Origin of the sequence: Psychrosphaera sp. 1_MG-2023 (assembly GCF_030548245.1) — a bacterium.
Classification (GTDB): Bacteria; Pseudomonadota; Gammaproteobacteria; order Enterobacterales; family Alteromonadaceae; genus Psychrosphaera; species Psychrosphaera algicola.
This window is the reverse complement of sequence record NZ_JAUORW010000003.1, coordinates 303352-309996: the sequence shown is the minus strand read 5'-3', so window position 1 is coordinate 309996 and position 6645 is coordinate 303352. Positions and strand designations below refer to the sequence as shown.

Genomic DNA, 6645 nt, shown 5'->3' with positions numbered 1-6645 from the left:
AAAATATTGTAGGCACCTTCTCTTTTGAGAAGCATTCGGACGCGGGATGGAGCAGCCTGGTAGCTCGTCGGGCTCATAACCCGAAGGTCGTCGGTTCAAATCCGGCTCCCGCAACCAATTCGAATGCATAGCGCTGGGTTTTGGATTTTTGAATAAAATTTCAACACTGATAGTGCAAGTTTTTGAAATTAACTTAGGTTGATTTCGTAACTTGGTCATTAAGTAAACTATTACGAGATGATTGAGTTCAGAAGCTGATGCCTCGCAATGTCGAGGCATTTTAGTTTTTACAGTATGTTTTGTATGCCCACATTATGTAACTGGGGCATATGCAACAGGGCTTTAGGCCCTTTTTTTGTACTTATGTTATGGGAAAAAGATTTGACTAGTTTAGAATTACGTTTAACTGAAATGATGAGATCTTCGGTAACTGCGCTGGGTTTTGATTTACTTGGTGTTGAATTCGTTCGAGCGGGTAATCACTCAACATTGCGTATTTATATTGACCATGAAAATGGTATTACAGTTGATAACTGTGCAGATGTATCAAATCAGGTAGGCGCAATTTTGGATGTTGAAGATCCTATTGCAACTGAATACGCCTTAGAAGTGTCATCACCAGGCATGGATAGACCTTTATTTACCATTGAGCATTTTGCTTTGGTTGTAGATGAAACTGTAAATGTACGACTTAATGTGCCACAAGATGGGCGTCGTAACTTTAAAGGCAAATTGGTTAGCGTTGAAGAAGATATGCTTAATATTGAAATCGATAACCAAATATTTACCCTATTTATTGATAATGTCGCAAAAGCAAACTTGGTCGCGAAGTTCGACTGATAATTAAAGGAGCGAAGTAATAATGGCAAAAGAACTATTACTAGTAGCGGAAGCAGTATCGAACGAAAAAGCGGTACCTCGTGAAAAAATCTTTGAGGCACTGGAGTTTGCTCTAGCGGCTGCAACTAAAAAGAAATATGAGTTAGATATCGAAGTTCGAGTACATATCGACCAAGAAACTGGTGAGTACGACACATATCGTCGTTGGTTAGTAGTACCTGACGACCATGTAATGGAAAACCCAAGTGCAGAAATGAGTCTTTCTGCTGCGCAATACGACGAACCTGAGTTACAATTAGGTGATTTCGTAGAAGATCAAATCGATTCAATTAAATTTGACCGTATTACGACTCAAATGGCGAAGCAAGTCATCGTCCAAAAAGTTCGTGAAGCGGAACGTGGCCAAATCGCAGAAGCGTATATTGGCCAAGTTGGTGAATTAATCACTGGTATCGTTAAAAAAATGAATCGTGACAATGTTATCCTTGATTTAGGTAACAATGCTGAAGCTGTATTGTTTCGCGAAGACATGATCCAACGTGAAACATTCCGTCCGGGCGACCGTGTTAGAGCATATTTATATGCTGTAAGACCTGAAGTTCGTGGGCCACAATTGTTTGTGAGTCGTACTAAATCTGAAATGCTGATTGAATTATTCCGCATTGAAGTTCCGGAAATCGGCGAAGAAATGTTAGACATTATCGCTGCAGCACGTGATCCTGGTTCAAGAGCCAAAATCGCTGTTAAGTCAAATGACCGTCGTATTGACCCAGTTGGTGCGTGTGTTGGTATGCGTGGTGCTCGAGTTCAAGCAGTATCCGGTGAATTAAATGGTGAGCGTGTTGATATCGTATTATACGATGGCAATCCTGCGCAGTTTGTTATCAATGCGATGGCACCAGCAGAAGTAGCGTCTATCATCGTAGATGAAGACAGCAAGTCGATGGATATTGCAGTTGCTGCTGACAATTTAGCAATGGCTATTGGCCGTAACGGTCAAAATGTTAGATTAGCTAGCCAATTAACTGGTTGGGAATTAAACGTGATGTCAGAAGCCGACATGGCTGAAAAACATCAGGCTGAAAATAGTAAAACAGTCACGTTATTTATGACTGGGTTAGAAATCGATGAAGATTTTGCCACTATGTTAGTTGAAGAAGGATTTTCTTCACTAGAAGAAGTAGCTTATGTGCCAGTTTCTGAATTATTGGAAGTTGACGGATTAGATGAAGACATTGTAGAGGAACTACGAAGTCGAGCTAAAGCAACATTGACGACACAGGCTTTAGCAAATGAAGAGTCGTTAGAAAACGCAGAACCCACTGAAGAGTTATTAAATCTTGAAGGTGTCGATCGTCATTTAGCATATGTATTAGCGAGTAAAGGTATTTGTAACCTTGAAGATCTTGCTGAACAAGGTGTTGATGACCTTGCAGACGTGGAAGAATTGACCGAGGAAAAAGCCGGTGAATTAATCATGGCTGCCCGTAATATTCAATGGTTCAGTGACGAAGTTTAAGGTTCAACGGAGGTTAAATTAAATATGACAGATGTTAGTTTAGAAAAACTAGCCCAAGACGTGGGAACTCCGGTTGACAAGCTGGTAACGCAATTTGCAGATGCAGGCATCAGCAAAAATACCGGTGATATGATTACCGAAGATGAAAAGAAACGGTTACTTGACCACTTGAGCAAGTCTCATGGTGGCGAAGGTGCTGAACCTAAAAAAATGACATTGCAACGTAAGACAAAAAGTACGTTGAGTGTAAACAGTGGCTCTGGAAAAGCTAAAGACGTAACAGTTGAAGTTCGCAAGAAACGTACGTTTGTTAAACGCAGCGAAACAGAACTTGCGGCAATTGCAGAAGCGGAAGAGAAGTCACGTGCTGAAGCAGCAGAAAAAGCACGCGTAGAAGCTGAACAAAAAGCACTTAAAGACGCAGAACATAAAGCGCTTAAAGATGCTGAAGCAAAAGCAAAGCGTGAATTAGAAGCAAAACGTAAAGCGGAAGCACAAGCGGCAAAAGCGGCTAAGCCAGTTGATCCTAACGAATCAGCAGAAGCGAAACGTATACGTGAAGCATTAGAACAAGAAGCAATAAAAAAAGCAGAAGCAGAAGCTGAAAAGCTAACTGAAGAAGCACGTAAACTTGCTGAAAAGAACGAAAAAACTTGGGCAGAAGAAGAAGAGAAACGTAAATATAAGTTAGAGCATGAATCTGAAGAAGATCTTCACGTTCACTCATCTATTTACGCTCAGCTTGCAGAAGATGACCAAGATAAAAACGAAGAGAAAAAAGCACGTCGTAAATCTAAACGCAGTGGTAAAGATGACGCGCAGCAATTAACTGGCCGTCGTCGTAAGAAAGCGTCTGAAAATCAGCATGCTTTCCAAAAACCAGCAGCACCGGTTGAACAAGTTGTTAAACTTAGTGAAACCATTACGGTAGCAGAACTTGCTTCACGTATGTCGGCTAAAGGCGCTGAAGTCGTTAAGACTATGATGAAAATGGGCGAAATGGTTACCATTAACCAGGTGTTGGACCAAGAAACTGCAACATTAGTTGTTGAAGAAATGGGCCACAAATACGTTCTAGTTAAAGAAAATGAACTAGAAGAAAGCGTATTAACTGACCGTAATACAGGTGAAGGCGATGCAACAAGTCGTGCTCCGGTTGTTACTGTAATGGGCCACGTTGACCACGGTAAAACGTCTCTTCTAGATTATATCCGTAAAGCAAATATTGCTGACGGCGAAGCGGGTGGTATTACTCAGCACATTGGTGCGTACCACGTTGATACGCCAAACGGTATGATTACGTTCCTTGATACTCCTGGTCACGCGGCATTTACGTCAATGCGTGCTCGTGGTGCGAAGGCAACGGACATTGTTATCATTGCAGTAGCTGCAGATGATGGTGTTATGCCACAAACTAAAGAAGCGGTACAACATGCTAAAGCGGCAGGTGTACCACTGATTATTGCGGTAAACAAAATCGATAAAGAAGCTGCGGACCCAGATCGTGTTAAAAACGAACTTGCTGCACTAGACGTTATCCCTGAAGCATGGGGCGGTGATACCCAGTTTATCCACGTTTCGGCTAAAACGGGTGAAGGCGTTGATGAGCTTCTTGAAGCAATTAGCTTAATCGCTGAAGTATTAGAATTAACTGCGGTTGATCATGGTGCTGCTCACGGTGTTGTAATCGAATCTCGTCTTGATAAAGGTCGTGGCCCTGTTGCTACCGTACTTGTTCAAGAAGGTGAATTGAAACGCGGTGACATTGTATTATGTGGCTTTGAATATGGCCGCGTAAAAGCGATGAAAGATGAAAACGGTAAAGAAATTAATGTTGCCGGTCCGTCTATCCCAGTTGAAATTTTAGGTCTTTCAGGTGTTCCTGAAGCCGGTGATGAAGCGACTGTTGTTAAAGATGAGCGTAAAGCTCGTGAAGTTGCTAACTCTCGTCACGGTAAACATCGTGAAGTGAAATTAGCTAGACAACAGAAAGCTAAGCTTGAAAACATGTTTGCTAACATGGAAGAAGGCGACGTTTCTGAACTTAACATCGTACTTAAAACCGACGTTCAAGGTTCATTGCAAGCGATTAGCGAGTCTCTTGCTAAATTGTCTACCGATGAAGTTAAAGTGAACATTGTTGGTTCTGGTGTTGGTGGTCTTACTGAAACTGATGCATCTTTAGCACAAGCTTCAAACGCAATTGTTGTTGGTTTTAACGTTCGTGCTGATGCAACTGCACGTCGCTTAATGGAACAAGAGAACATTGACTTACGTTATTACAGCGTAATCTATGATTTGATTGACGAAGTTAAACAAGCGATGTCTGGCATGTTGGCGCCGGAATTCAGACAAGAGATAATTGGTCTTGCTGAAGTTCGTGACGTATTTAAGTCACCAAAAATTGGCGCTATTGCTGGTTGTATGGTTACTGAAGGTAACGTTAAACGTAACAACCCAATCCGCGTATTACGTGAAAATGTCGTAATTTACGAAGGTGAGCTAGAATCATTACGTCGCTTTAAAGACGACGTGGCTGAAGTTCGCAACGGCATGGAATGTGGTATCGGTGTTAAGAACTATAACGACGTTAAAGTTGGCGACCAAATCGAAGTATTCGAAGTTGTAGAGATTCAGCGTACGCTGTAATCCCCGTCAAATGTTGTTTATAAAGGGGGCTTATATGCCCCTTTTTTGTCTTTAATTTATTTGGTTTAGCCATTTGGAGAGGAAAGTGCAAACAAACTTTTCTAGAACAGATCGTGTAGCACAGCAAGTGCAACAAGAGATCGCAATGATCCTTCAACGTGATTTTAAAGATCCACGTGTAGGTTGGGTAACAGTTTCATCTGTTGAAGTCACTCGAGACTTAGCTTATGTAAAAGTGTTTTTTACTTTGTTAGGTCAAGACGACAACCAAGAAAAAATAGAAGAAACCAAAGTTGTTTTAAATAACGCTTCTGGCTTTTTCAGAAATGAAATCGGTAAGCGTATGCGTTTACGTATCGTACCTGAAATCAAGTTTATCTATGACGATAGCTTAGTTACGGGTATTGAGATGTCTAAAAAGGTATCTGAAGCGATATCTAAAGACCAAACACTTCGCGCAAAAAGTGGCGATAATCCTGCTGATAGTCAAGTCGAGGACTAAATGGCAAGACGTAAAAAAGGACGGCCGGTCAATGGCATCGTTTTAGTTGATAAAAGCCAAGGGTCGTCTTCTAACCATATTTTACAAAGAGTTCGTGCAATTTATGGTGCGGAAAAAGCAGGTCATACAGGCGCGTTAGATCCGTTAGCAACGGGTATGTTGCCTGTTTGTCTTGGTGAAGCAACTAAGTATTCTCAGTATCTTCTGGAATCAGACAAAGCCTACATCGTTACTGCAAAATTTGGCGAGCGTACTGATACCAGTGATGCGGAAGGCGAGGTGGTTGAAACGTTTGACGTGAACATTACTGAATCACAAATTCTTGAGCACAAAGCAACCTTAACTGGTGACATCAAGCAAGTCCCAACCATGTTTTCTGCGCTTAAGCACAATGGTCAGCCTCTGTACAAGCTCGCTCGACAGGGAATAACGGTTGAACGCGAAGCTCGCCCAATTACTATATTTAAGTTCGAATTATTGCGTTTTGACGGCGATGAAGCTGATTTTGAAGTTCATTGTTCAAAAGGCACTTATATTCGAACCTTGATTGACGACTTAGGGCAGCTGTTAGGTTGTGGCGCCCACGTTAAAGCTCTGCGTCGGATTAAAGTGGCAAATTATCCAGCTGATAAAATGTTAACGGTTGATCAAATTCAAGCGCTAAAGGATGACAATATGGACGAGGAAGGTGTTGTTGATACAACTGCGCTTGATAGTCATTTATTACCCCTTGAAACTGCTTTAATTGGATTACCAGAAACAATGTTAACTGCTCGCCAGATTGAAGTTTTGCGATATGGTCAAACTGTTGCGGTTGATATGCCTGATGTTGCAGAAACAAAAATATTTGAAAAAGACACAAACGTATTCCATGGCGTAGTTAGCATCAAGTCTGGTGTCGTAAAAGTGAAACGACTAGTTGTTGCACCTCAGTAAATTCAAATATTTCGTTTTTACCTCTGAGTCTACTCAAATGTAATGTTAAAAAGTCACTTAGGTGGCTTTTTTTATACGCGGCATTTAATACAAGACATACGTATTCACTGTTAAAGCAGCCTTTTATTGATGATATCGGTAGGCCAATCAATAGTTTTAAATATTAATCTACGGTAGATTTAAACGTGGTTGTGTCGTA

Annotated in this window: 5 protein-coding genes and 1 tRNA gene; all 6 read left to right on the top strand. The window is 41.3% G+C overall.

Going from position 1 to position 6645, the window contains the following annotated elements; translation table 11 throughout:
• Nucleotides 1-40 precede the first annotated feature (40 nt).
• The 6 genes from Q4575_RS04260 (at nt 41) to truB (ending at nt 6446) form a co-directional block, all read left to right on the top strand.
• Nucleotides 41-117, top strand: a tRNA-Met gene (locus tag Q4575_RS04260).
• Nucleotides 118-381: 264 nt separating this feature from the next.
• Entirely contained in the window at nt 382-840 is a 459-nt protein-coding gene (gene rimP, locus Q4575_RS04255) for a ribosome maturation factor RimP (RefSeq protein ID WP_215962680.1), read from the top strand.
• A gap of 22 nt (nt 841-862) precedes the next feature.
• Complete coding sequence (gene nusA / locus Q4575_RS04250; protein ID WP_215962681.1) at nt 863-2359, top strand: transcription termination factor NusA; 1497 nt, start codon at nt 863-865, stop codon at nt 2357-2359.
• Nucleotides 2360-2383: 24 nt separating this feature from the next.
• Complete coding sequence (infB, locus tag Q4575_RS04245) at nt 2384-5008, top strand: translation initiation factor IF-2 (protein ID WP_215962682.1); 2625 nt, start codon at nt 2384-2386, stop codon at nt 5006-5008.
• A gap of 85 nt (nt 5009-5093) precedes the next feature.
• A complete protein-coding gene (gene rbfA, locus Q4575_RS04240) occupies nt 5094-5510 on the top strand; it encodes a 30S ribosome-binding factor RbfA (protein ID WP_215962683.1) in 417 nt (138 codons plus the stop codon).
• A complete protein-coding gene (truB, locus tag Q4575_RS04235; RefSeq protein WP_215962684.1) occupies nt 5511-6446 on the top strand; it encodes a tRNA pseudouridine(55) synthase TruB in 936 nt (311 codons plus the stop codon).
• The last annotated feature ends 199 nt before the right edge of the window (nt 6447-6645 follow it).

What these genes read in the sequence shown, in the direction of transcription:
- truB (WP_215962684.1), top strand. Translation starts at nt 5,511, where the DNA reads ATGGCAAGACGTAAAAAAGGACGGCCGGTCAATGGCATCGTTTTAGTT.
- infB (WP_215962682.1), top strand. Translation starts at nt 2,384, where the DNA reads ATGACAGATGTTAGTTTAGAAAAACTAGCCCAAGACGTGGGAACTCCG.
- nusA (WP_215962681.1), top strand. Translation starts at nt 863, where the DNA reads ATGGCAAAAGAACTATTACTAGTAGCGGAAGCAGTATCGAACGAAAAA.